General features: G+C 70.1%; 21 protein-coding genes. 11 read left to right on the forward strand and 10 right to left on the reverse strand.

What is annotated here, in order from left to right:
- Nucleotides 1–18 precede the first annotated feature (18 nt).
- The 4 genes from ACZ63D_RS29360 to ACZ63D_RS29375 all read left to right on the forward strand — a co-directional run bounded on the left by ACZ63D_RS29360 (nucleotide 19) and on the right by ACZ63D_RS29375 (nucleotide 3,704).
- Entirely contained in the window at nucleotides 19–390 is a 372-nt protein-coding gene (locus tag ACZ63D_RS29360; protein WP_465357597.1) for a winged helix-turn-helix transcriptional regulator, read from the forward strand.
- A 64-nt stretch (nucleotides 391–454) separates the two neighbouring features.
- Entirely contained in the window at nucleotides 455–1,663 is a 1,209-nt protein-coding gene (gene ftsW / locus ACZ63D_RS29365) for a putative lipid II flippase FtsW (protein ID WP_465357598.1), read from the forward strand.
- A complete protein-coding gene (locus tag ACZ63D_RS29370; RefSeq protein ID WP_465357599.1) occupies nucleotides 1,660–2,046 on the forward strand; it encodes a hypothetical protein in 387 nt (128 codons plus the stop codon). The genes ftsW and ACZ63D_RS29370 overlap by 4 nt, the downstream gene beginning before the upstream one ends.
- A gap of 128 nt (nucleotides 2,047–2,174) precedes the next feature.
- Nucleotides 2,175–3,704 carry a phosphatase PAP2 family protein gene (locus ACZ63D_RS29375; protein WP_465357600.1) on the forward strand — a complete coding sequence of 510 codons (1,530 nt, stop codon included), beginning with the start codon at nucleotides 2,175–2,177 and terminating at the stop codon, nucleotides 3,702–3,704.
- On the opposite strand, the gene ACZ63D_RS29380 is transcribed toward ACZ63D_RS29375, so the two are convergent.
- The 3 genes from ACZ63D_RS29380 to ACZ63D_RS29390 all read right to left on the reverse strand — a co-directional run bounded on the left by ACZ63D_RS29380 (nucleotide 3,616) and on the right by ACZ63D_RS29390 (nucleotide 5,460).
- Complete coding sequence (locus ACZ63D_RS29380) at nucleotides 3,616–4,260, reverse strand: phosphate signaling complex PhoU family protein (protein ID WP_465357601.1); 645 nt, start codon at nucleotides 4,258–4,260, stop codon at nucleotides 3,616–3,618. The genes ACZ63D_RS29375 and ACZ63D_RS29380 overlap by 89 nt on opposite strands.
- Nucleotides 4,261–4,271: 11 nt before the next feature.
- Nucleotides 4,272–4,628, reverse strand: coding sequence for a hypothetical protein (locus tag ACZ63D_RS29385; RefSeq protein ID WP_465357602.1), 357 nt, complete (start codon nucleotides 4,626–4,628; stop codon nucleotides 4,272–4,274).
- A gap of 88 nt (nucleotides 4,629–4,716) precedes the next feature.
- Nucleotides 4,717–5,460 carry a dienelactone hydrolase family protein gene (locus ACZ63D_RS29390; RefSeq protein WP_465357603.1) on the reverse strand — a complete coding sequence of 248 codons (744 nt, stop codon included), beginning with the start codon at nucleotides 5,458–5,460 and terminating at the stop codon, nucleotides 4,717–4,719.
- 201 nt (nucleotides 5,461–5,661) lie between these two features.
- Here ACZ63D_RS29390 and ACZ63D_RS29395 point away from each other — a divergent pair, with 201 nt between their 5' ends.
- Nucleotides 5,662–8,307 (forward strand): glycoside hydrolase family 3 protein, encoded by a 2,646-nt coding sequence (locus tag ACZ63D_RS29395; RefSeq protein ID WP_465357604.1) that lies wholly within the window; start codon nucleotides 5,662–5,664, stop codon nucleotides 8,305–8,307.
- On the opposite strand, the gene ACZ63D_RS29400 is transcribed toward ACZ63D_RS29395, so the two are convergent.
- Nucleotides 8,297–8,980 (reverse strand): FMN-dependent NADH-azoreductase, encoded by a 684-nt coding sequence (locus tag ACZ63D_RS29400; protein WP_465357605.1) that lies wholly within the window; start codon nucleotides 8,978–8,980, stop codon nucleotides 8,297–8,299. The genes ACZ63D_RS29395 and ACZ63D_RS29400 overlap by 11 nt on opposite strands.
- A 72-nt stretch (nucleotides 8,981–9,052) precedes the next feature.
- Between ACZ63D_RS29400 and ACZ63D_RS29405 the strand changes: the two genes are divergently transcribed.
- Nucleotides 9,053–9,910 (forward strand): sigma-70 family RNA polymerase sigma factor, encoded by an 858-nt coding sequence (locus ACZ63D_RS29405; RefSeq protein ID WP_465357606.1) that lies wholly within the window; start codon nucleotides 9,053–9,055, stop codon nucleotides 9,908–9,910.
- Nucleotides 9,911–9,928: 18 nt separating this feature from the next.
- On the opposite strand, the gene ACZ63D_RS29410 is transcribed toward ACZ63D_RS29405, so the two are convergent.
- The gene (locus ACZ63D_RS29410) at nucleotides 9,929–10,273 is read right to left on the reverse strand and encodes a winged helix-turn-helix transcriptional regulator (protein ID WP_465357607.1); all 345 of its coding nucleotides are present in this window, start codon (nucleotides 10,271–10,273) and stop codon (nucleotides 9,929–9,931) included.
- Between the two features lie 82 nt (nucleotides 10,274–10,355).
- On the opposite strand from ACZ63D_RS29410, the gene ACZ63D_RS29415 reads away from it, so the two are divergent.
- The gene (locus ACZ63D_RS29415) at nucleotides 10,356–10,940 is read left to right on the forward strand and encodes a carboxymuconolactone decarboxylase family protein (protein ID WP_465357608.1); all 585 of its coding nucleotides are present in this window, start codon (nucleotides 10,356–10,358) and stop codon (nucleotides 10,938–10,940) included.
- A 395-nt stretch (nucleotides 10,941–11,335) separates the two neighbouring features.
- Here the strand turns inward: ACZ63D_RS29415 and ACZ63D_RS29420 are convergent, their stop codons facing one another.
- Nucleotides 11,336–11,707: a hypothetical protein gene (locus ACZ63D_RS29420; RefSeq protein WP_465357609.1), complete on the reverse strand. Its 372-nt coding sequence runs from the start codon at nucleotides 11,705–11,707 to the stop codon at nucleotides 11,336–11,338.
- A 184-nt stretch (nucleotides 11,708–11,891) separates the two neighbouring features.
- Between ACZ63D_RS29420 and ACZ63D_RS29425 the strand changes: the two genes are divergently transcribed.
- On the forward strand, nucleotides 11,892–13,280 hold the full coding sequence (locus tag ACZ63D_RS29425; RefSeq protein ID WP_465357610.1) for a helix-turn-helix domain-containing protein: 1,389 nt from the start codon (nucleotides 11,892–11,894) through the stop codon (nucleotides 13,278–13,280).
- Nucleotides 13,281–13,284: 4 nt separating this feature from the next.
- On the opposite strand, the gene ACZ63D_RS29430 is transcribed toward ACZ63D_RS29425, so the two are convergent.
- From ACZ63D_RS29430 to ACZ63D_RS29445, 4 genes are all read right to left on the reverse strand, one after another.
- Complete coding sequence (locus ACZ63D_RS29430) at nucleotides 13,285–14,100, reverse strand: alpha/beta hydrolase (protein ID WP_465357611.1); 816 nt, start codon at nucleotides 14,098–14,100, stop codon at nucleotides 13,285–13,287.
- Between the two features lie 206 nt (nucleotides 14,101–14,306).
- Entirely contained in the window at nucleotides 14,307–14,873 is a 567-nt protein-coding gene (locus ACZ63D_RS29435) for an NUDIX domain-containing protein (protein WP_465357612.1), read from the reverse strand.
- A 17-nt stretch (nucleotides 14,874–14,890) separates the two neighbouring features.
- The gene (locus tag ACZ63D_RS29440; protein WP_465357613.1) at nucleotides 14,891–15,613 is read right to left on the reverse strand and encodes a mycothiol-dependent nitroreductase Rv2466c family protein; all 723 of its coding nucleotides are present in this window, start codon (nucleotides 15,611–15,613) and stop codon (nucleotides 14,891–14,893) included.
- 25 nt (nucleotides 15,614–15,638) lie between these two features.
- Complete coding sequence (locus ACZ63D_RS29445; protein ID WP_465357614.1) at nucleotides 15,639–15,998, reverse strand: ArsR/SmtB family transcription factor; 360 nt, start codon at nucleotides 15,996–15,998, stop codon at nucleotides 15,639–15,641.
- Between the two features lie 250 nt (nucleotides 15,999–16,248).
- On the opposite strand from ACZ63D_RS29445, the gene mgtA reads away from it, so the two are divergent.
- The 3 genes from mgtA (at nucleotide 16,249) to ACZ63D_RS29460 (ending at nucleotide 21,338) form a co-directional block, all read left to right on the forward strand.
- Nucleotides 16,249–18,816: a magnesium-translocating P-type ATPase gene (mgtA, locus tag ACZ63D_RS29450; RefSeq protein ID WP_465357615.1), complete on the forward strand. Its 2,568-nt coding sequence runs from the start codon at nucleotides 16,249–16,251 to the stop codon at nucleotides 18,814–18,816.
- 65 nt (nucleotides 18,817–18,881) lie between these two features.
- Nucleotides 18,882–19,601, forward strand: coding sequence for an MgtC/SapB family protein (locus ACZ63D_RS29455; RefSeq protein WP_465357616.1), 720 nt, complete (start codon nucleotides 18,882–18,884; stop codon nucleotides 19,599–19,601).
- 3 nt (nucleotides 19,602–19,604) lie between these two features.
- A complete protein-coding gene (locus ACZ63D_RS29460) occupies nucleotides 19,605–21,338 on the forward strand; it encodes an ABC transporter permease (protein ID WP_465357617.1) in 1,734 nt (577 codons plus the stop codon).
- Nucleotides 21,339–21,340: the final 2 nt, after the last annotated feature.

The raw sequence follows: 21,340 nt of genomic DNA on the forward strand, positions 1-21,340 counted from the left end.
ACAGGTGGTGAGCCCGAGGTGACCCCCTCCGCCCGCGGCGATCTGTTCGACCCGGCCTGCCCGACGCGGCGGCTGCTCGACCGGATCGGGACGAAGTGGACGTCGATGACGGTCAAGATCCTCGCCGAGGCCGCGCCGGACGAGGTGCGGTTCGCCGACCTCCGCCGCCGCATCCCCGGGGTGTCGCAGAAAATGCTCTCGGTCACCCTGCGGAGCCTCGTCCGCGACGGCCTGGCCACGCGGCGGGTCGAGGACACGGTGCCGCCCCGGGTGCATTACCGGCTCACCGCGCTGGGCACGTCGCTGGAATCGGCGCTGGCGGTGCTGCGCACGTGGGCGGAAGAGCACATGGCCGAGGTCGACCAGGCCAATCGGAAATCCGAGCGGTAATTTTCCGCACCCCGGGCGAGTCGGTCAGCCACCGCGAGACGAAAACAGCACACACTCTTCCGTTGTGGAGTCGCCAACCGAACGGGACCGCAAACCCGCACGGCACGCAATCGGCCAGTTCTTCGCGCATCCGCTCGCGTCGTTCCGGATCATCGTCGCGATCTGGGCGCTGCTGACGCTGCTCGGCGCGATCATGGCGCTGTCGTCGTCGGCCGCCGCGGCCAACCCCGCCGCCGGAACCGGGGTGTACCAAGCCTTTTTCCGGCATCTGACCTTCGTCGCGCTCGGCGCGGTCGCCTTCGTGCTCGGCCTGCGCATCCCGTTTTCCCGGCTGCGCAAGGCCGCTACCCCAGCGCTCGCCGCCGCTGTCGTGCTGCTGCTTCTGGTGCTGACGCCGCTGGGTTCCGATCACGGCGGCGCGCAACGCTGGCTCGCCGCCGGACCGATCACCTTGCAGCCAGTGGAAATCGCGAAGGTCGCGCTGGTGTTCTGGGGCGCGCATCTGCTGGTGTCGAAACAGAAGGTGCTGCACCACTGGCGGCATCTGCTGGTGCCGCTGATCCCGGTGACGCTCGGACTGTGCGCGTTGCTGCTGGCGCAGCCGAATCTCAGCGGCACGGTCACTCTCGCGCTGATCACCTTGGGATTGCTGTGGTTCGCCGGCGCGCCGAAGCGCTTGTTCGCCGCCATTCTCGCCGGGGGTGTCGCCGGAATCGTCGTGCTCGCCCTTTTCGCCAGTTATCGCCTCGCGCGCATTCTTTCTTTTCTTTCGTCGAATCCCGACGCGAGCGGGAGCGGCTACCAGGCACAACAGGCGCAATACGCGCTCGCTGACGGCGGCTGGGCCGGCGTCGGGCTCGGACAAGGCGCGGCGAAGTGGAGCTATCTGCCGGACGTCCAGAACGACTTCGTCTTCGCGCTCGTCGGCGAGGAACTCGGGTTCCTCGGCTGTCTCGCGGTGCTGGCCCTGTTCGGCGCACTGGCGGTGATCGGCCTGCGCACCGCAGCGCGGGTCGCCGATCCGTGGGTGCGACTCGTCGCCGGGACAACGACCCTGCTGCTGGTGGCGCAGGCGTTGATCAACATCGGCTACGTCGCGGGCGCACTGCCGGTCACCGGCGTGACGCTGCCTTTGGTGTCCGCGGGCGGCACGTCGCTCGTGGTCACCATGCTGCAGTTCGGCATCCTCGCCCAGGCCGCGCGGGAAGAACCGGCCGCGCGGACGTTCCTCGCCGGGCTGCGGGAGAACAGCTCCGGTACAGTCCGAGCGTGATCAAGAAGGCACTCTCCGCCACCTGCGCGGCCGTCGCGCTCGCCGGCCTGGCCGCGTGCTCGAACCCCACCGGCAAGTCGTGGGCGATCACCTACGAGGTCACCTCCGACCAGCAGACCACGGCCGCCGAGATCGCCTACGGCGAATCGAACAACCGCTACGAGGACAAGGTCGCGCCGCACCGGCTCACCGGCCCGCTCGGGCTGCCGTGGAAACAGGACGTCGTGGTCAGCGCCGGACAGGACGCCTCGGTCACCGCGACGCCGTCGGCCGCCGCGACGCTGCGCTGCCGGATCCTGCTGGACAAGACGAAGGAACTCGCCCGAGCCAGCGCCCCCGGCCCCGGCAAGCCGGTGACCTGCAAGCACACCACCGACTCCTGATCCGTCCCGGAGAGTCCCCGCGGACTCACGGGGCGTCGCGGACTCCCCTCCGCCGCTCGGTACGCTCGTGACCTTCGGGTGAACGCGAGATGGCCGCCAGGCGAACCGGCGGACCGGAGAGGGGTTGTATGGCGACCACGGCCGGAGCTTCCAGCAGCGAGACGTACGACGCGATCACCCATTTCGCCCTGGCGATGCCGGGCTGGGTGCAGTCTCTCGTGCTGGCGTACACGCATTACGGCCTGGTCCTGGTGGCCCCGTTCTTCGCCTGGCTCTGGTGGCGCGCCCGCGCGACCGGCTCGCCCGAACGAATGGCGGCGGCGCTGCTGGTCCCCGCGGCCACCGTGGTCGCCTACGTGCTCAGCGAGATCGTGAAGGCCTTCGTGCACGAGCAGCGGCCGTGCCGGGGACTCCCGCCGGACGCGATCGTCGGCGCCTGCCCGCCGCCGGGCGACTGGTCGTTCCCCAGCAACCACTCCACGATCGCGGCCGCGGTCGCGCTCGGCGGGGCCTTCGCCTGGCGCAAGGGCGCGCCGTGGCTGGCGGCCTTCGCGGCGACGATGGGTTTCTCGCGGGTCTTCGTGGGGGCGCACTATCCGCACGACGTGCTGATCGGGCTCGCGCTCGGGGCCGGGATGGCGTTGCTGCTGCAGCGGTACGCACTGGCCCCGGCGACCGGGCTCGTGCGGCGGTTCGCGGGGAAGGTGCCGTTCGGGTTGCTGGGTGCGATGCCGGAGGGCACGACGGTGCTTCCGGAGCCTCGCGGTGGCCGTCCGGCTCAAGGTGCCGAGGGTTCGCGCCCGGATGGCGCACCGGTCCAGGCCGGTGGTTCGCTTCCGCCGCGGGGGCCGCGGTCCGTGGACGCGGGTGCCGCGCCGGTGCCGCCGCGGCAGCAGGCCACGCGCCGCGCCAGTGCGCCGGAAGCCCCGGCGCTCGGCCAGCCCGCTCAGCCGACGCGCCGCGTCACTCCGTCCGACGCGCACGAGGCCAGCGGTCGGCCAGCCCGCCCGCAGCCGGACGGCCCGCAATCCCGGTCCGCGGGCGGTCCCTCCCGGCGGCAGAATTCGCAGCCCCGCACCGCAGAATCTCCCGCGACCGGGAGGCAACCCTCCTCGCAACCCATCCGCACCGCCGCGCCCGGCGCCGCCGACGCGCCAGCGCCCGGACGGCAGATTTCCCAACCCATCCGCACTGCCGCACCACAGCCCCGGACACCGGAATCCCCCGCGCCCGGGCGGCAACCCTCGCAGCCTCTCCGCACCGCCGCAGCCCAGCCCCGCACCGCAGAATCCCCCGCGACCGGACGGCAAACCCCGCGACCCCGGGCGGCTGACGCCCCGGCGCCCCGGCGGCACAACTCCCAGCCCATCCGCACGGCCGCCCCCGAACCCCGTTCCGCCGACGCGCAGAACCAGCCCGCGCAGCCCCCGGCTCGCGGCGCCGCCCAGCCCCCGGCCCGTCCGGCGCGCTCGGCGCAGCCCCGTCCGGCGGGTCCGCCGCAAGCGCGCACCGCGGGATCGCCGCCGCCGCGTCCGTCGAATCAGGCGCAGGGCGGTCCGCCGCCGGAGGTCAGCCCGGGAGATCGCCCGTCGCGGCGAACTCCAGGCGCTTCGCGACCGACACCGCCTGGTCGGCGAAACGCTCGTAGAAACGGGTGAGCAGGCTCAGCGCGACCGCGATCCGCTGGTCCTGCGTCCAGTCCGGCGAGGTGACCGTCGCCATCACGCGGGCGTGCAGCGCGTCCACGCGCTCGTCGGCGCGGCTCAGTTCGGCGTAGCCGCCGCGGGCCTCGCCGTGCACGAGGTCCGCGAGCCGCTCGGCCATCGCCGAGGTGACCTCGCCCAGTTCGGCGAACACCGGCTCCAGGTCGGCGGGGACGGTCGGCTCCGGATGGCCGCGCCGCGCGGCGCCCGCGACGTGCGCGGCGAGATCGCCCATCCGCTCGAGTTTCTCCGCGCAGTACACCGCGGCCAGCACCGCGCGCAGGTCGCCGGCCACCGGGGCCTGCAGAGCGAGCAGCGAATACGCCTCGTCCTCGCAGGCAGCGCGCTGGTCGTCGAGGTCGGAGTCGCCGCTCAGCACCTGTTCGGCCAGCGGCAGGTCCGCGGTCAGCAGCGCCCGGGTGGCCCGGCGCATCGCCTCGGCCGCGGCCTCGGCCATCGCCGCCAGACGCCCGTCGAGTTGTTTCAGGTCGTCCTGGAAGCCTTCGCGCATGTCGAGCGACTTTACCGGCGGCCGGCCGGCAGGCCCGCGTCGGCCAGCGGCCAGGCCGGTTCGGGCTCGGCCAGCTCGTAGCTGTGCCCGCCTTCGTGCCCGCCGGGCACCCGGCAGAAAACGCCCTCGTCGGACTCAGCGCGGCAAAGCGCGCGGGTTTCCAGCACCCGGCGGCCAGGCCACCAGCGCAGCCACATCAGCGGTTCTTCGCCGCGTCCGCCGACCGGGGTCGCGTGCTCGTGGCCGTGCCCGGCCTCCAGCTCGCAGAACAGCTCCGGCTCCGTCCCGCGGACCGCGACGCTCCGCAGGACCGAGCGCTCTCGCCCGGTCAGCTCCACCGGTTCGCGGCACAGCGCACCTTCGGCCATGCGGCCAGCGTAAACGGCCCCGCCCGATTCCGCGCGCAGGGCTCGGCCGCGAGCGCGCCGCCCGGGCCGGTCCCTGATCTTCCGCAGGTCAGCGCACCCGCTCCAGGAGCGCGAACAGGTTTTCCCAGTGCCGCTTCTCGCCCTCTTCGTGGTAAGCCGCCGTGTCCGACATCGTGAACCCGTGCGACGCGCCCTCGTACACCTCCGACCGGTAGGTCACCCCGGCCTCGTCGAGCGCGTGCTCCAGCGTCTTGATCTGCTCGGCGGTGGCCGACGGGTCCTGGTCGGCGTGCCCGAAGTACACCTCGCCGGTGATCGAGCCGACCCGCAGGTGCGGGCTGTCCGGCTGGTCGGTGACGAAGCGTCCGCCGTGGAACGACGCGATCGCCTTGACCCGGTCCGGGAACGCCTCGATCACGCGCAGCGCGTTGGTGCCGCCCATGCAGTAGCCGGTGATGACGACCGGGCCGTCGGCGACGCCGTCCTGCGCGGTGAACCAGTCGAGGTACTTCTCCGCGTCCCGGGTCATCGCCTCGGTGTCCAGGGCCTCGATCAGCGGCATCAGCTTGCCGAAAACCTCGCCGCGCCGCTCCGGGTCTTCCAGCGCGGCGAAGTCCACCAGCGGCGTCCGGCCGCCGCGGTAGAGCAGGTTCGGCGCCAGCACGGCGTAGCCCGCCTCGGCGATGCGGTCCGCCATTTCCTCGATCCGCGGCCGCAGCCCGAACGCGTCCGGGAAGAGCAGCACCCCGGGATGCGGCCCGCCGTCCGGCACGGCCAGGTACGCGTCCGCGGTCCCGTCAGCGGCCGGAACGTCTGGCTTTTCCTTGCGCATCCGCTTTGTCCTCCCTTGAAATCAGTGCCTTCGCGATCAATCTATCCCCGTCCGGCGAAAGGCCGCCGCGCCCCGCGAATGTCCCGTTTCCTGTCCGGTTAATGGACTGAACCACTGCGGTCGGCGGATTGACGGAGTCCGGTTTGCCCGGCCAGGATCACCGGGCCCGCTCCGGGCAGCCCTCCGCAGAACGGACTGTCGATGGCCAGACCTCCACGTTCCCCGCGCGCCCGGAACCGGGTCGCGCTCGCCGCGCTCGTCCTCCTGGGCGGGCTCGTCCCCGCCCAAGCCGCCCAGGCCGCTTCTCCCCCGCGCCAGCCGGAAATCGGCCGTCCCGCGCTCGACCGGAACGGCTGCGCGCGCATCGAAAACTCGCTGCCCCAGCTGCAAGACTGGCCGAAGGTGCGCAGCGCGATGCCGCAGAACCCGGTCGACGAACGGCGGATCAGGCAGATCGTCTCCGGCATGTCGCTGGAGGAAAAAGTCGGGCAGATGACCCAGCCCGAGATCGCCGCGATCACGCCGGCCGAGGTGACCCAGTACTCGATCGGGTCGGTGCTCAACGGCGGCGGCTCGTGGCCGGGCGGGAACAAGCACGCCAGCCAGCAGGACTGGCTCAAGCTCGCGGATTCCTATTGGGACGCGGCGAAGGCCACACGGGCAAAAATTCCGGTAATTTGGGGCATAGATGCCGTGCACGGAAATAACAATGTGTACGGCTCCACAGTTTTCCCGCAGAACATCGCGCTCGGCGCGGCGCACGATCCGTGCCTGGTGCGCGACGTCGAGAATTCGACCGCGCGGCAGATCCGGGCGACCGGCCAGGACTGGGCGTTCGCGCCGACGCTCGCCGTCGTGCAGGACGACCGCTGGGGCCGCACTTACGAAGGCTTCTCCGAGGACCCGCGCATCACCCGCGCCTACGGCTACGAGGCGATGAACGGCCTGCAGGCGGGCGCGCGGCTGCGCATCGGGCCGAACGGCGTGATCGGCACCGCCAAGCACTTCATCGGCGACGGCGGCACCACCAACGGCCAGGACCAGGGCGTCAACGCCTCGTCCGAAGCGGACATGATCAACCTGCACGGCCAGGGCTATTACGGCGCGCTCGCCGCGGGCGCGCAGACGGTCATGGCGTCGTTCAACAGCTGGACCAACCCCGACCTCGGCATCAACGAGGGCAAGATCCACGGCAGCGACAAAGTCCTCAACCAGATCCTCAAGGGCAAGATGGGCTTCGACGGCCTGGTCGTGTCGGACTGGAACGGCATCGGCCAGGTGACCGGCTGCACCAACTCCAGCTGTCCGCGCGCGATCAACGCCGGGATCGACGTCGTCATGGTCCCGAACGACTGGAAAGCTTTCATCGCCAACACGGTCGCGCAGGTGCGCGGCGGCGAGATCCCGATGTCGCGCATCGACGACGCGGTCACCCGGATCCTGCGGGTGAAGATGCGCGCCGGGCTGTTCGAGGAGCGCAAGCCGTCGCAGCGCTGGTATGCCGGTTCGCCGGACGCGTTGACGGACAAGGCGCTCGCCCGCGACGCGGTGCGCAAGTCGCAGACGCTGCTGAAGAACAACGGCAACGTCCTTCCCTTGGCGCGCAACGCGAAGGTGCTCGTGGTCGGCAAGAGCGCGGACAGCGTCTCGAACCAGACCGGCGGCTGGACGCTGACCTGGCAGGGCACCGGGAACACCAACGCGGACTTCCCCGGCGCCACTTCGATTCTCGCCGGGCTCAAGGAGGATCTCGGCACCGCCAACGTCACCTTCGATCCCGCTGGAACGGTCGACCCCAAGGGCTACGACGCTGTCATCGCGGTTGTCGGCGAGACTCCGTACGCGGAAGGCGTCGGCGATCTGCAGCGGAAGAGCCTCGAAGCGGCGAAGCTGTATCCGGAAGACCTTGCGGTACTGGACAAAGTCAGCGGCAAGGGCACTCCGATCGTGACGGTGTACGTCAGCGGCCGCCCGCTGTACGTCAACAAGGAACTCAACCGTTCCGACGCCTTCGTCGCCGCGTGGCTGCCCGGAACCGAAGGCGGCGGCGTCGCGGACATGCTCGTGCGCGGCAAGGACCACGGCGGGTACCGCGGCAAGCTGTCCTACTCGTGGCCGAAGAGCGCCTGCCAGACGCCGCTCAACCCGTGGAGTCCCGGCTACGAACCGCTGTTCAAGCTCGGCTACGGCCTCACCTCGGACCAGCGGACCACCGTCGGCGAACTCGACGAGACCGAAGGCCCGGCGCGCTGCGGATCGCACGACGGCGGCGGCACCGCGACCGAAGACCTGCCGATCTACGACCGCACGGATGTCGCGCCGTACAAGAGTTTCATCGGCTCGGCCTCGAACTGGGGCGGCACCGAGATCGGTCCCGACGGCACCGCCTCGCATCCGGAGATCAATGTGGCGCCGGCCGACGTCAACGTCCAGGGCGACGGCCTGAAAGCGACGTGGACCGGCACCGGCGCGGCACAGCTGTATTCGCAGCATCCCGGCGGCACCGACGACCTGCGCGGGTATCCCAACGCCGACGGCGCGCTCGAGTTCGACGTCATCGTGCATTCGCCGCCGGTGAACCGGACGGTGGTCAGCTTGCACTGCGTTTACCCGTGCTCGTCCGAGGTCAACGCGACGAAGCTGTTCGGCGATCTGCCCGCGGGCCAGAAGTCGACGGTGAAGATCCCGTTGTCCTGCTTCGCGAGCGGGCTGGACTTCGAAAGCATCGACACGCCGTTCCTCGTCTACACCGACGGCCCGTTCTCCGCGTCGTTCGCGAACGTGCGGTGGTCGCCGGGCGGGGCGAAGGATCCGGACGCGCGGAAGTGCTCCGACCTCACCGGATAGCCCGCGCCAGCTCGACAACCCGGGACCTGGCCGCCGCGCGTGACGCGGCGGCCAGGTCTTCGAGCCCGTCCAGCGCCGGGACGTCGCCGACCCGGGTGAACTCCTGGGACACGAACGTCACCCGGTCCGCGCCTTTGTCGCTGAGGTAGGCGCGCAGATACGACTCCTGGAACTCGAACTTCTCCCGCGGCGTGCCCGGGCCGTATCCGCCGCCGCGGGCGTTGACGACCACGAAGTCCTTGTCCGCCAGCAGTTTCCGGCCGGTTTCCGGGTCCGCGAACACGCCGGGGAAGCTGATCCGGTCGATCCAGGCCTTGAGCGTCGCGGGCACGCCGAAGTTGTACATCGGCACCCCGAGCAGCACGGCGCGAGCTTCGCGCACCTCATTCACCAGCGGCAGCGTCAAATCCCATTCGCGCTGTTCGTCTTCGTCGGCGATCAGCGTCGCGATGTCCTCGAGCGACAGCACTCCCTTGCGCTCCACTCGGCGGCCGAGCCGGGCGTACGCCTCGCACAGCGGCGGCACCGGCTCGGCCGAGACGTCGCGGTGCTGCACGATTCCGCCGCCTCTTCGCCACTCGTCGGCGAACAGCGCGCCCAGCCGCCTGCTCACCGACGCCTCGCGGTCGGCGCTCGAATCCACATGCAGCAGAGGCGCTAGCATGACGGTCATCCGGTTCCTCTCCTCGTCCTTGGTCCTCGGGCCGGCACTCCCATGACGGATCGAGACGGGAAAAGGTGACCGATGGACGACACACTGGCGCGGCGCTTCGAAAACGAGCGCCCGCGGCTGCACGCGCTGGCCTACCGCATGCTGGGCTCCGCGGCTGAGGCCGAGGACGTCGTGCAGGAGTCGTGGCTGCGGCTGAACCGCACGTCCGGAGTCGACAACCTCGGCGGCTGGCTGACCACTGCGGTGTCCCGGCTGTGCCTGGACGCCCTGCGCGGCCGCCGGGAGACCCCGGTCTCCGAAATACCCGATGCCGCCGGGGGTTCTGTTCCCGAGGACGAGATCTTGCTGGCCGGGGAGGTCGGGCGTGCGCTCCTGGTGGTCCTGGACCGGCTGGCCCCGCCCGAGCGGGTGGCATTCGTGCTGCACGACCTGTTCGCGGTGCCGTTCGACGCGGTCGGCCCGATCCTCGGCCGCACGCCCGAGACCGCGAAGAAACTCGCCAGCCGGGCGCGGTCGCGAGTGCGCGGGGAACCGGTGGTGCCCATCGAAGAGCTGGCTGAGCACCGGGAAGTGGTGACGGCGTTTCTGTCGGCCGCCCGGGGCGGGGACATGGCGACACTGCTGACGGTGCTGGCTCCGGATGTCGTGCGGCACACCGATCCGGCGATGCTGCCGCCGGGCGCTGCTTCCGTGTTGCGGGGCGCGGATGCGGTCGCGGAGGGGACGAAGTTGTTCGCGGGAAACGCCCGGCTGGCCGAACTCGCGCTGATCGACGGAGATGTCGGGTTGGTACTGGCTCCGGCCGGGCGCTTGGTGGGCGTGCTCAGGATCGAGGTCCGCGGCGGTTTGCTCCAGGCGTACGAAGTGGTCGCGAGTCCCGAGCGGTTGGCCGGGATCGAGATCTCGATGCTTTCTCGCGATGCCGTATAGGTCGTTATACGGCGACCTTCATTCCTCCGCGGAATCCCGCTCTTGCTCCTCCGCCCAGGCGTCCGCCCATTCGCCGAGCGGGCGGAGCGCGTCGCCGAGCGCCGCCCCCAGCCGGGTGAGCTGGTAGCCCTCAGGCGACGGGGCGATGATTCCGCTCGACGCGAGTTCGCGAAGCCGCTGGTAGAGGACGCTGGACGACAGGCCCTCGCACCGCGCCAGCAGCGCACGCGCACTGAGCGGACCCGCACGCAGCTCCCAGAGGACGCGCAGCGCCCACCGACGGCCGAAGAGGTCCATCGCGGCCATGATCGGGCGGCCGGTCGTCGATCCGCGAACCGGCGTCCCTGGACGCGGTGTCGGCATGCTCCTCCTTGTGTTTCGTTATCCGAAACACTAGCATCCTTCTCATGTTTCTCTTTTCGAAACACCCTCGACGGGTGCGCCGATGCCGCGCATAGCCCCGCTGGAACCGCCGTACGCCGATGAGGCAGGCACGCTGCTCGAACGCATGATGCCCGCGGACACCCCGCCGATCGGGCTGTTCCGGATGTTCGCCCGGAACCTCCCGATGGCCAGCGCCTTGCACGGCTGGGGCCGGTATGAGCTGGGCAGGCAGCTGACCCTGACCATGCGAGAGCGCGAGATCGTCATCGACCGGACCTGCGTGCGGTGCGGCTGCGAGTACGAATGGGGCGTGCACATGACGATGTTCGCCGAACGGGTCGGGCTCACCCGCGAACAGTCGGCGTCCCTGGTGCACGGCGGCCCCGCTGACGAATGCTGGACGTCCGAGCGGGAACGGCTGCTCATCCTCGCCGTCGACACGCTGCACGAGCGTTCCGATATCGACGACGCCCTGTGGACACAGCTCGCGTCGTTCTTCGACGAACTCCAACTGCTCGAACTGCTTCTGCTGTGCGGGTGGTACCACGCCGTCAGCTTCACCGCGCGCGCCACGCGCCTGCCGCACGAGCCCGGCTCGCCGCGCTTCACCGACTTCCTCCCCCGCACTAGCGGGTCCGATCGATGAGGTTTAGCGCGACCGCTCGCAGGAGAGCCATCAGCGGCGCATCGGATCTTGAGGCGAGCCAACCTGTTCTGTGCCGTCGCCAGTTCTCCAACCGGGGCTCCACTCCACCGGCGGTGCGATCGTCATCGACTATCCGGTGCAGGACAGCATCGGCTGATACAGGACGCGGGCGGATTCGCGCACGGCCCGCGGCATCGGGCGCGCTCTTGGTCGTACGCAACGCTTTGTCAGGACCTCTTTCCTCGACCCTCGCCAGGAAGTCGGTGACCCGCGGCCAATGCGCGGTCTGCCTCCTGGTCGACCGAGCATGAGGCCTGCCCCAGCCCAGGGGAGGTGGCGTGCCGCGCCAGGCTGGGGCAGGCATAACGGTGCGGTGAGCGATGGGCGGGACGCTCCTAACCGCACCGAGCCTTATCGGGGGTCGTCCCTTTTCGCGGGTTCTCGTCCTCCGGGAGCTCCGGGAAGACGGCGGTGTCCTCGACTTTCGGGATGACCTCAGTGTCGTCGTCGGCGCGTTCGGCGGCGGCCTCCTCGGCCGTCCGGCGGAATTCGGCCAGCCGGGCTTCTTCGATCTCCGCCTGGATCTCGTAGTCCAGCCGGGCTTGCAGGTCGCGGACGGTCGGACGGCCGCGCGGGGGCGGGATCGGCCGGCGTGCCCGGAACAGCCACATCGAGACCAGGACCAGCAGCAGGAGCACACAGCACACGATGACCACGATCGGGCGACCGGTGCGGGTCGCCTCGCCGAGCGTCTCTGCTGCCTTCATGCGATGCACCTCTCGGCTTCGGAAGTGTCTTCGCCTCGCCCCACCACGATGAGGCCGGGCAGTGGCCTGGACCAGCCAGCAAACCGGGAGAAAAGCGGGCGGCAACCGAGCGAATCGTCTTGCCTTGCTCGCGGTGACCTGCGGTAATCTGACGACCCCGGGTCGTGGCGAAGGGGTGTCGCCCATGGGCGAACGGCGAGAAGGACTTGTCCGGGCGCGCAAAGCGGCGAACCTGACGCAAGAAAAGCTCGCCGCGCTGCTCCCCGCCGACGAAAAAAGCATCCGCGCCTGGGAATCCGGCCGCTCCGAGCCTCGCCCGCACCGGCGCGACCGGCTCGCCCGGCTTCTGCGCATCAGCCCCGCCCGGCTGGAGGAACTGCTCCGGGAAGGCACCGCGGCGGACCTCAGCGGGCCGCCGCCGGCCGCGCCCAGCGTTCTGCTGCCCGTCGTCGTGGACGGGCGGCCGGTCGCGCTGCCGCTGGACCGGGCCACCGTGGCGGCCAGCGTCCTCGCCCGGCTCGTGCCGGCTCTCGGCGACGCGGCCCCGCCGGCGGTTCCGACCACAGAATGGGACGCCATGAGCCCGCTCAGCCGCCGCTCACTGCTCAAAAACGGCCTGCCGGTCGCGGCTTTGCCCGCCTTGGGAATCGGCAGTGCCGAGCACGTCGCGCGAGCGCTGGAGAATCCTCGCAGATACATGGACAAAACCGTCACGCACTATTTCCGGCGGCAGCTCGACCAGTACAAAATGGAGGACGGCGAACGCGGTCCGGCGAAAACGCTGCCGATGACGCTCGGCGTGCTCGACATCATCGACCGCATCGCGCGCGACGCGACCGCCGAGGATCAGCGGGATCTCCTGCAAATCGGTTCCGAGGGCGCGGAGTTCGCCGGATGGCTTTACCGGGACCGCAGGCAGCGGGAGGATTCGCTGTACTGGCACGACCGCGCGATGGAATGGGCGCAGGCGGCGGGCGACAGCACGATGCAGGGCTACATTCTGCTGAAAAAAGCCCAGGTCGCCTACGACGAACGCGATCCGCGGCGGATGCTCATCCTGACCAGGGCGGTGCGCAGCGGGCCCTGGTCGCTCCCCCGGCGGCTCCAGGCCGAGGCCGCGCAGCAGGAAGCCCGCGCGGAAGCGATGCTCGGCGCGACGGCCGACGAGGTGAACCGCAAACTCGACGTCGCGTGGAAACTGCTCGACGACGCCGGTCCGGCCGATTCTCCGCTCGGCGCGCACTTCAACGCGACTTTGCTGAACATGCAGACCGCCATCTGCTACACCGAAGCGGGCGAACCGCGCCGATCGGTCGAACTGTACGAAAAGACGTTGAAAGAAAACCGGTTCTCCCGCCGCGACTACGGGTTTTTCTTGTCCCTCATGGCGAACTCGCTGGCCCTTTCCGGCGAACCCGACCAAGCGGCCAAAACCGCGCTCGTCTCCGCCCGCCGCGCGGCGGAAACGAACTCCCGCCGCACCAAGGAAGAACTGCGCCGGGTCGTCGGAGTGCTCAAGCCGTGGCACAACCGCCCGGAGGTGCGAGAATTGCGGGAGGCATTGAACAGCTAACGCGTTACCGAAGCCATTCCCGGACTTCGCCGACGACTTGCCGTTGCCACGCTTGGGTCCGCGGATCGGCGTATCCTGGATCGTCGGGCACCGCGAACCCGTGCTGCGCGCCGTCGAGCTGGAGCAGCCGGTGCTCGCAGGTCAGCTCGCGATCCGCGGCCCGCGACGATTCGACGGGGACGAACGTGTCCTCGGTGCCGTGCACGATGAGCGTCGGCGCGGTGATGCGCGGAAGGCTTTCGCGTGCCTCGAACCAGAACGCTTCGTTGAGCAGCGCCCGGCCGAGCCGGAAGCCCGGCCCGTGCCCGAGATAGTTCTGGCGTTTGAGGTCGGCGGCGCCCTCGTCGTCGAGGTAACCGTCGGCCGACCACGCGGACTTCTCCTCGATGAACCGCACCCGGTAATCGATGAGCGGATTGAACAAAATCAGGCGCTCCACGTCGTCCGGCCGTTTGGCCGCGTAGTACGCCGCGGCGCCGCCGGAGAAGCTGGCCGCCGCGAGCGACGTGCGCACGCCCGGGACAGCATCGGACAGCTGCTCGATGCTGCCGCGAATCACGTTGAGCAGCATGGAAAGCGTGAGGTCTTCCTGGCGGCCTTCGCTCTCGCCGTGCCCGGGAAGATCGATTCTCAGAGAGGCGATGCCCGACTCGGCCAGGCCAGCGGCGAGGCGGGTGAAGAAGCCGCCTTCCTCGCGGGTGACGCTCGCGCCTTGCACGAGCACCACCGCGCGGCGAGACTTCCCGTCCGGCTCGGTCAGGGTGCTGGCCAGATCGAGGCCGTCCGGTGTGCGAACTGTCCGATAGCTGTCGCGCGACATGGACACTCCCGGAGTTGTCGTCTACCTCCAGTGTGTCAGGGTTCGCGCGTTCGGGGGTTGAAATTGTCCGACGGTGTAACGAAGTCGACAGTTGCCGTGACCGGGCGTGAGGGTGGGTGTAGGCCGAGGACGAAGTGGCACCCGCCCGAATTCTGCCGATGTGCGTGCTCTGTTCGGTATCGGGGGGAAACGCCGCGGTTACTCGCTCAGTGCGCGCTCGGCGGGAACGCGAGCACATGAAGCAAGCCGACCAACGAGGCAGCGCCGAGGACTTCGCCGTTCGCGATCCGCTCTCGCACCGACGCCAACGGCACCCACGCCACCCGTTCCGCTTCGTTGAGGTCGATCTCGCCGCCGACGTACTCCGCGCCCCGGGGCAGGAACAGCAGGTTTTCGTTGTCCGCGACGCCAACATTCGACTGCAGCGAAGCCAGCGGCTCGCTGGTGCGAGGCCGCCACCCGGTCTCCTCCTCGACCTCGCGCGCCGCCGTGATCGCCGGGTTCTCGTCCGGGTCGACGTATCCGCCGGGCAGTTCCCACACCCACCGGTCGAAGATCCAGCGATGCCGCCACATCATCAGCACCGAGGCGCCGGGATCGTCGAGAACCACCATCATGGCGGCCTTCGGCATGCGCAGGACGTACTGCTCGAAGGTCACGCCATCCGGCAGTTCGACGGAAGCGACGCTGAGGCGCAAGCGCCGCGTGTCGTCGACGAGGCGTTCGCCGTGGATTGTCCACTTGGTGCTCTCAGCCGACTGATCCGGCTCCATGGCTCGCCCTTCGCCGCCTACTTCTTCAGCCTCCGGCTCCCGCCGTGCCAATCCTGTTCCCTCCCGGTCTCCCCCGCCGCCACCCCGAACGACGGCAGCTGCGGCATTTCCCGCAAACTCCGCTTGAGCTCGGCGAACCCCGGGAACCGCGCCAGCCCCACCACGTGGTCCCACAGCTGCACCGCCTCCGCATCGGACGGCAGGCGGCTGATCACCGGCCCGAAGAACGCCACTCCCTCCGGCGGCTGGAAGTGCAGGATCGGCGTCCCGACGTCCTTCCCCGTCAGCGAAAGCGCTTCATCCGTCTCCCGCTGGATCTCCGCGTCCCACCGCGAATCCTCGACCGCATCCGCCAGCGACTCCGGAAGTCCAGCCCGCGACAGGGCCGACGCCGCGGCCGAACGCGTTCCGTGCGCCGCACGAGCCTCGGCGGTGTCTTCGACCAGACCGCTCGCGAAGTTCTGCTCCCCCAGCGCTTCGTACAGCGGACCGACCGCCTCGCGACCGTGCGCGTCGCGCACCGCTGCCGCCAGGCGGAGCAGTCGCAGACCGGCGGTGTGCGAAGCGTCGTACTCCGGCGGGAAGTGCGTCGAGTAGTCCAGGTGCGCGTTGAGCAACCGCAGGGAAATGAACCGCCAGTCCACCGAGTACGAGCGCTGGCTGGCGACCTGGCGGACCCACTTGCTGGTCATCCACGCGAACGGGCACACCGGGTCGAAGTAGAAGTTCAGCTCGGCCATGGCCCGACTCTACGTCCGGACCGGATCACGCGCCCTTGCTCCGCCGCCCGGCCTCGCCGGAGAGCTCCTGGTGATGCTGCACCGCCAGCTGGACGATGTGCCGCACGTGCGGATCGTCGAGCACGTACACCTGCCGCTTGCCCTCCCGGCGGGCGCGGACCAGGCCGGCGAGTTTCAGTTTGCCCAGGTGGTGGCTGGCGGTCGGCACGGTCTGGCCGGTCTCGTCGGCGAGCGTGCCGACGTCGCGCTCCCCGTGCGACAGCAGCCAGAGCAGGTGCAGCCGCACGGTCGCGGACAGCAGGCCGAACGTCGCGGCGGCGTCCTGCAGCAGGTCGGCGGGGAGCGGTTCCGGCGGGGGCTGGGATGGGGTGGACACGACGGACATCCTCTCGGGTAGGGCTCCAGGGTGACTTAGCCCCCATCAGTTGCACAAGTGTTTGACTGTTTCCGTGATCTGCGCTCTACTGGTCCCCGGCCGGCGCGAAACGCCGGCCGCTGAGTCTTGCGAAGGAGGTGAGCCGGGTGACCGGCGAAGGAAGTAGTCGGCACGACCGCGCGGAAACCCGGCCTGCCGGGTAGGTCCCGGACGAACCCGCGCGGTCCGCTGACGCCCAGCTGACCTCGATGGGACGACCATGACCCGCTTTCCCGCCCTGCGCGCCCACGGTGACGCGCCGGTGCTCACTCTCTTCCGGAATCTCGACAGCTCGCCCAAAGGCCTCACCGAGACCGAAGCGGCCGAACGGCTGCACCGCTTCGGCGACAACCGCATCGACGGCACGCTCCGGGCGCCGGCCCGCGTCTGGGACGCCGCGCGCAGCCCGTTCGTCGCGTTGCTGACCGCGCTCGGCGTGGTGTTCGCGGTCGTCGGCGACCTGCGCGGCGCGGTGACCGTCGGCGTGATGGTCGTGCTCAGCATCGGCCTCCGCTACTGGCAGCACGCGCGGTCCGAGCGGGCGATCCGGGCGGTTCGCGACCAGATCACCACCACTGTCACGGTGCGCCGGCGCGCCTCGGCGGAGTTTCCCGGCAGCGAGCGCGAGGTGCCCACGGGAGACCTCGTGCCCGGCGACGTCGTGCTGCTCGGGCCAGGCGACGTAATCCCGGCTGACGTGCGCATTGTGGCCGCCAAAGACTTTGTGGTGGACCAGTCGGCGCTGTCCGGCGAGGCACTGCCGGTCGCGAAGCGGGCACCGCGGCCCGGGAAGCACGAGGACCACGAACTCGTCGAGACGCCCGCGCTCGGGTTCGCGAGTACGTCAGTGGTCGGCGGAACGGCCACCGCGGTCGTGGCCGCGACCGGCAGCGAGACCTATTTCGGCGCGCTGGCCCGGCAATCCGCCGAGCCGCGCGCGGAATCCAGCTTCGACGCCGGGGTGCGCCGCGTCGGCTGGACGCTCGTGCGCTTCATGCTCGTGATGGTGCCGATCGTGCTCGTCGTCAACGGCACGGTCACCGGCGACTGGGCGCAGGCCGGGATGTTCGCGGTCGCCGTCGCGGTCGGCCTCACGCCGGAAATGCTGCCGGTCATCGTCACCACGAACCTCGCCCGCGGCGCGGCCGCGCTGTCCCGGCGGCAGGTGATCGTCAAGCGGCTCAACGCCATTCAGGACCTCGCCGCGATGGACGTGCTGTGCGTGGACAAGACCGGCACGCTCACCGAGGACCGGATCGCATACGCGCACAGCGTCGACTACTCCGGCAGCCCGGACGGCGAAGCCGCCGAGTACGCCGGGCTGGCCGTGCGGTTCCAGGCCGACCGGCACGACCGGCTGGACGAAGCGATCGAGACCCTCTTCGACGGCGAGGACGACCTGGTCGCCGACGCGCTGTTCACCGGCGTCGCCGAGATCGGCTTCGACCACGCGCGCCGCCGGGCGAGCGTCGTGGTCCGGCGCGGCAGCGAGCACCTGCTGATCAGCAAGGGCGACCCGGACGAGATCCTGCCGCGCTGCAGCCACGCCCGCCGCGACGGCGTCGTCACCGAATTCGACGACGCGGCCCGGATCGGCGCGGAGGAACTGGTGCGCGCGTACGCCGAACACGGCATGCGAGTGCTCGCCGTGGCCGCGCGGGAAGTCGAGAACCGGCTCGGCGGATTCGACGAAACCGACGAGAACGAGATGATCCTCGTCGGTTTCGTGGGATTCGTCGACCCGGTCCGCGACGGCGTCGTGAACGCGGTGAAAACCCTTGGCGAGCAAGGCGTCGCGCTGAAAGTGCTGACCGGGGACAACCGGCACGTGGCCGCGCGCGTCGCGGATTCGGCGGGCATCCCGGTCGGCGAAGTCGTGCTCGGCCGTCAGGTCGAAGCCGCGGACGACGCCGAAGTGTGCGAGATCGTCAAGGACACCACCGTCTTCGCGAAGCTCACGCCTGCGCACAAGGCCCGCGTGGTCACCGCGCTGCGGGAGAACGGCCGTGCGGTCGGCTTTGTCGGCGACGGAGTCAACGACGTCGCCGCGCTGCGCACCGCGGATGTCGGGATCGCTCCGGACACTGCCACCGACGCGGCCAAAGACGCTGCCGACCTGGTCCTGCTGGAACGCGACCTCGGCGTGCTCGCGCGCGGCGTGGCCGAAGGACGGCGGACGCTCGGCAACACGTTGAAGTACGTCAACATCACCGCCGCGTCGAACTTCGGCAACGTGCTGTCGGTGCTCGCGGCCAGCGCGTTCCTGCCGTTCCTGCCCATCCTGCCGATCCAGCTCGTGGTGTCGAACCTGCTCTACGACCTGGCTCAGCTCGCACTGGCGTGGGACCGGGTGGACGACGGCTACCTCAGCCGTCCGCGCCGCTGGGACGCGCGCGGGCTGACCGGCTTCATGCTCGTCTTCGGCCCGTTGTCGTCACTGTTCGACCTCGCGACGTTCGCCGTGCTGTGGCACGTCTTCGGCGCGGGCGCGGACCCGTTGCTGTTCCAGACCGGCTGGTTCGTCGAGGGGCTGCTCTCTCAGCTGCTGGTCGTGCTGGTCCTGCGCGGGCGCGGCACTCCGCTGCGCGCCAGCCGCCCGGTCGTGCTGGCCACGGCGGCCGCGGCGCTCGCCGGTCTGCTGGTGCCGCTGTCGCCGCTCGCCGGACCGCTGCGGATGCAAGCGCTGCCCGCCGGCTACCTGCTGTGGCTGGTGCTCGTCCTGATCGGGTACGCCCTGGCCGCCCAGGTGGCGAAACGCGGATACGCCCGCCAACGTACGTGGTGGTAACCGTCCTTTTCTGAGTCTTTTCACCCCTTTTTCTGAACTTTTCGCGACAACCAGTGGGAGCGCAGATGACGACTGCGGAGATGTTGCTGCGCCTGGGCACCGGAGTGGGCCTCGGCACCGTGATCGGATTTGAACGCCAATACCGCGCCCGGATGGCAGGCCTGCGGACGAACGCCCTGGTCGCGGCCGGTGCGACGCTGTTCGTGCTGCTGTCCGCGCACGGGTTCAGCGGAGCGAGCGCCGACCCCACCCGGGTCGCCGCGCAAATCGTTTCCGGAATCGGTTTTCTCGGTGCGGGCGTGATTCTGCGCGAAGGCCTGACCGTGCGCGGCCTCAACACCGCGGCGACGCTGTGGTGCTCCGCCGCCGTAGGCGCGCTCGCCGGAGCGGGGCTGTACACCGCCGCCGTCGCGGGCACCGCCGTGGTGATGGCGGTGAACATCGCGCTGCGCCCGCTCGGCCGGGTGGTCGACCGCCGTCCGGCGACCGGCCGCGAGACCCCGACCTCGTACACCTTCCTGGCGGTGACCAAGGACGACGCCGAAGCGCATGTGCGCGCGTTGCTCGTGCAAGCGCTGGCACGCACGGATTTCGCGCTGCAATCGGTCACCAGCACCAATACCGACACTGCCGGGCAGGTGCAGGTGCGCGCCGAACTGTCCGCCGACCAGCGCGACGACAAGCAGATGGAGTCGGCGGTGAGCCGGCTGTCCATGGAACCGTCGGTGACCAGCGTGCGCTGGCAAGCCGAACTCTCCTACTCCGAACAGGACAGCGAGAACTAGACCATGCTGCGTACCTTCCCCACCCGCGGCGCGCTCGTCCGGCCCCGCCGCACCCTCGCCGACGTGGCGGTGTTCCTCGGCGCCGCCGCCGCGCTGTGGCTGATCGTGCGGCTCGCGCACGGTGCCGCCACGGCGTGGACTCCGGCGACCGCACCGTCCACAGTGTCCACTGACCCGGCCGAACTTCCCTACTACGCCGGACGTTCGCTGCTGCGGATGTTCGTCGCACTCGTGTTCTCGGTCGGCTTCACCTTCGTTTACGCGACGGCCGCAGCGCGCTTGCGGCGTACCGAAAAGATCCTGTTGCCCGCGCTCGACATCTTGCAGTCGGTGCCGGTGCTCGGGTTCCTGTCGGTGACGATCACCGGGTTCATCGCGCTGTTCCCCGGCTCGCAGCTGGGCCTGGAATGCGCGTCGATCTTCGCGATCTTCACCTCGCAGGCGTGGAACATGACGTTCGCGTTCCACCACTCGCTGGTGTCGCAGCCGCGCGACCTGGACGAGGCTTCGCGGCTGCTGCGGCTGTCCCGGTGGCAGCGGTTCTGGCGCGTCGACGTGCCGAGCGGGATGATCCCGCTGGTCTGGAACGGGATGATGAGCTTCGGCGGCGGCTGGTTCTTCCTCACCGCCTCCGAAGCGCTCAGCGTGAACAACCAGAAGTTCGCGCTGCCCGGCATCGGCGCGTTCGTCGCGACCGCCTCGGAAGAGGGCGACCTCGGCAAGGTGCTGCTGGCCGTCGGCGTGATGGTCGTGCTGGTGGTCGGCGTGAACGTGCTGTTCTGGCGGCCGCTCACGGCGTGGTCGGAACGGTTCCGCATCGAGAACTCCGAGGCCGCCGAAGCACCCCGCAGCCTGGTGCTCGACCTGCTGCGCCGGTCGCGGATCCCGGCGCTGCTCGGCCGGGTGCTCGGCAAGCTGGTGTTCCCGCTCGACCGCGCGCTGGCGGTGTTCGGGCTCGCCGAGTACCCGCTGCGCTTCTCCCCCGCCCGGCGGCGAGCAGCGGACATCGTGTTCAGCGTCGTGGTGTTCGGGCTGATCAGCTACGGAGCCGTGCGCGCGGTGCTGTTCATCGGCGAGACCACCGGGTACCGCGAGATCGGCCACGTGCTGCTGCTCGGCTTGATCACGTTCGCGCGGGTCGTGGCGCTGGTCGTCTTCGGCACGCTGGTGTGGGTGCCGATCGGAGTGTGGATCGGGATGAACCCGCGCGTGTCGCGGCTCGCCCAGCCGGTCGTGCAGGTGCTCGCGTCGTTCCCGGCGAACTTCCTGTTCCCGCTCATCGCCGCCGTGCTCGTGGCGACCGGGATTTCCCTGGACTGGGGCGGCATCCTGCTGATGAGCCTCGGCGCGCAGTGGTACATCCTCTTCAACGTCATCGCGGGCGCCTCGGCCATCCCGCACGACCTGCGCGAGGCGTCGGCGAGCCTGCGGCTGCCGCGCGCGCTCTGGTGGCGGCGGCTCGTGCTGCCCGCGATTTTCCCGAGCTACGTCACCGGCGGGATCACCGCGGCGGGCGGCGCGTGGAACGCCTCGATCGTCGCGGAAATCGTGTCCTACAACGGGGTCACGCTCACCGCGACCGGCCTCGGCGCGTACATCGCGGACGCCACCGGCTCCGGCGACTCCGGGCGGATCCTGCTCGGCGTCGCGGTGATGAGCCTCTACGTCGTCGGCCTCAACCGGCTCTTCTGGCGGCGGCTCTACCGCCTCGCCGAACGCCGGTTCTCCCTGTCCTGAAA

It is taken from the genome of Amycolatopsis sp. NPDC104775 (assembly GCF_055583325.1).